General features: G+C 47.1%; 1 protein-coding gene and 1 pseudogene. Both read right to left on the bottom strand.

Annotated features, from left to right (window positions below; all coding sequences use genetic code 11):
- Positions 1 to 797 (bottom strand): annotated as a pseudogene (locus tag ACLQ6D_RS17560) (phosphate ABC transporter, permease protein PstA); the annotation flags it as partial.
- Positions 794 to 3073: an ABC transporter permease subunit gene (locus ACLQ6D_RS17555; protein WP_411728601.1), complete on the bottom strand. Its 2280-nt coding sequence runs from the start codon at positions 3071 to 3073 to the stop codon at positions 794 to 796. The gene ACLQ6D_RS17555 and the pseudogene ACLQ6D_RS17560, both read right to left, overlap by 4 nt.
- Between the last annotated feature and the right edge of the window lie 466 nt (positions 3074 to 3539).

Raw genomic sequence — 3539 nt, 5'->3', positions numbered from 1 at the left:
GGTTGATAAATCCTGACTACTTTGTTCAGAGGAATATCCACTTCAGCGCCACCGTCTGTTTTTGCCACCAGACTGGCGCTTCTGCTTTTTTGATATAAGGCTCTCAGTTGCACCTGGTACTCTTTGTATTGTGCCTCAAGTTCGGTTTTTTCATTTGCTATGGATGTCTTGGCTGCATCATCCAGCTGCTTTTTTAATTCCAGCTTTCTCCCTTTTAGCCTTAACTTTTCCAGGCTGTAATTAATGGCACCAATTTCTTTTTTTTCCAAATGGGCGATTTCATCGTAAACGGTCAAGGTTTCGTCAATTTTCGTTTGGGCGAGAGACCATGTTTGTCCGTTGCTGGCAAGTGTTGTACCATTCTCTTTGACACCAACAAGCTGACCATAAAAATTGCCCCATTCCCGGCGCTCTACCACCATGAGATCTGCAGGAAGTTCCTGGCTTTTGATATTGCGCTCCTGTAGCCAGCGGAAATCCGCGCCGGTAATGTCACGATTACCGGTTTTAATCTGGTACTGCACCAAGGACTCTTCAGTGTCGGCCATTTTAAAGCCTGATTTTTTCGCCATTGCCGCAGGGGTGACACTGGTATCAATGATTTCACCAAAAATGGTTTTCAGGTGGCCATCCTCTTCCTGATAACTGAACCGAGTAATCTGGGCAGGCCAGAAATGGCCGATGCCGCGTACGACAATCAGGCTTAACACGCCGATTATCATGATAAGGCAGGCACTGACTGCCGCCGCATTCATCCATATCCAGGGTGTGCCGCTTTTAAACCATGAACTAATCATAATGAGCTATATTTTTCCCGTAAGCGTTGGCGAATAATTTCCGCCAGGGTGTTGAACACAAAAGTGGCTAGGAACAGCACTAATGCCGCCAGAAATAAAACCCGGTAATGAGTGCTATCGACTTCCGATTCGGGCATTTCCACGGCGACATTAGCAGCTAGTGTGCGTAAGCCCTGGAAAACACTAAAATCCATGACAGGGGTATTTCCGGTAGCCATCAGTACAATCATGGTCTCGCCGATGGCGCGTCCCAGTCCGATCATGACCGCAGAAAAAATGCCCGGACTGGCCGTCAATAAAACCACTCTCGTCATGGTTTGCCAGGTAGTTGCACCCAGCGCCAAAGAGCCTACCGTCAAATGTTTGGGGACGCTGAATATGGCATCCTCGGCAATCGAAAAAATCGTCGGGATCACCGCAAAACCCATTGCGATGCCGACCACCAGGGCATTGCGCTGGTCGTAGCCGATGCCGAATTCACGGCTGAACCAGTCGATTAATGAGCCGTGAAATAATAAGGTTTCCAAAGGTACACTAACAGCAAAAGCAATCCAGCTAATTAAAATAATAACGGGTATTAAAATAGCTGCATCCCAGCCTTCAGGTATTTTTTGGCGCAGGGTTTTGGGCAGGTATTGCCAGAAAAAAGCAAACAGCAGCACAGCGACAGGCAGGGAAACCAGCGATAAAAATAGCCCGGCCAGATGTTTTTCTATAAACGGGGCTAACCAGAGCCCTGCCAGAAACCCTAAAATGACCGTCGGCAATGCACTCATCAGTTCGATGGCGGGTTTCACGACTTGGCGCATTTTTGGCGCCATGAAGTATGCCGTATAAATAGCGCCCATCAAGGCGAGCGGCATCGCCACCAACATGGCATAAAATGCGGCTTTCAAGCTACCAAATACCAAAGGTGTCAGGCTGTATTTGGGCTCAAAATCATTGCTGGCAGAAGAAGATTGCCAGATATAATCAGGTTTCGGGTAGCTTTCGTACCAGACTTGTTGCCAGAGCGATTTAATGGAAACCTCGGGGTGTTCGTTGTCTATCTCCCAGACATGTATTTTCCCGTCCCCGGTTTCCAGCAAAAGCCGGTTTGACCTTGGCGACAACACGGCTGCTACCGGTGGCGATTCACTGACGCGCTCTTTAATGAGTTCCCGTTCAGCCGTCGAATTATACATACCGACATAGCCATTGGCATCGACTGCCATAAAACCTTTCCGCCGTTGTTCGGCTTCAATGGCGATGACCGCTAGCCCTGATACCTGAAATGCGCGGATTTTTTTAAAAGCCAACTGTTTAAGGTCGTTTTTCACTTGTGTCCATTGTGACACTAGGCCGGCTGAATCGCCTACAAGTAAGGAAAGATCACCGTTCAAGAAGGTCAAGCTGGTGATCGTTTGCCCGGCTTCGACCACTTTTTGTTGGTGCTTTACTTTAGGCGCTGTTTTGTCGCTGATGTCATAGGCACGTAATAGACCTTCATTATCCAGAAGATAGAGTTCTCGGTCTTCCTTATCAATCAACAGTTCAACAATCTTCTCAGCAGAAACGTCCAAAATTGCAGCCGTACGGTTCGTGGTGGCTTCATTGGCAAACAACGACTGTTCTTTGCTAAAACTGACCAGATGAATTTTATTGGCGGTTTTTGCCGCTATGGTGGTCGCACCGGATTCCACCTTGACAGCGATCTTCCCCAAAGGAGCGCCCGCCTCGTCGATGACCAATGGTTGCTCGCCTAGCGGATATTCAAGTGATGGCGTAATCTGGCGCTTATTGTTGGGATAAGTCACCTTATATTGATGCTTGACGATGATTGCCTTGCCATCTGAGAGTCCATAAACGACACCGCCCTGGCTGATGGAACTGCCTTGGGCAAAGCTGGTGACATAGACTCCTCCAGGAATTGTTACTGCTTGAGTTAACAGGGTCTTGCCGGTAGCCACTTCGAAAAATACGACGTGTCCGCTGTCGGTAAAGCGGGCCGCCACTTCATTCTGTTCTTCCGTTTCCAGCAAAACTGTCTTACCCAGGGTTTTCTCGGGGAGATCATATTCGGCAATTGAAGTCGCCTTTGCCGACGCAAACAAGGGCAAAACCACATACAGCAAGTAAAAGAAAATCAGCACGATAGCAACGATAATGCTAAAGCCACCGACGATAACGCCGTAGCGCACCAAGGCATCTTTTACTAGCCGCCATTGCTGGTAAGCATTGCCTGCTGCAAGCGTGACTGCTGACGGGGTTGGGTTGTTGGTTAAGTCCTCAGGCATGTGGCTATTGTAAGGTCAATAAATGACAATTTTGCGTAATCATTGCGTTTAATCGTTAAAATCTGTAGACCCATTTTAAACGTATTACTGCCACAGGGCATGAAAAAATGGCTTAGCATTTTATAGTCAATGTATATAAGTCATGGAAAAATGATAAAAAAATGACCGGAGCCTGTAAACAGTCCCGGCCATTGAGCCTTAATCAACCATTCGCTTTTGAGGAGGGAGGTAAATGGTTAATGGTTAATGCAGGCTAAACATCCTTGTACACGAGTCCTTGATCCACACTACTACAACATATTTCTTAGCAAAACTTGAAAATACGGTTTATTTGATCGTTGCCAAAGCCTTCTCTACGACATTTGTCGGCAATGGAATATAACCATCTTTGATAACGGATTGTTGGCCGGTTTTTGACAAGACCATTTTCACAAATTCATATTCCAACGGCGCTAACGGTTGGTTC

The sequence above is a fragment of the Methyloglobulus sp. genome, assembly GCF_046714055.1.
Classification (GTDB): domain Bacteria; phylum Pseudomonadota; class Gammaproteobacteria; order Methylococcales; family Methylomonadaceae; genus Methyloglobulus.
This window is presented reverse-complemented; position numbering and strand designations above follow the sequence as displayed.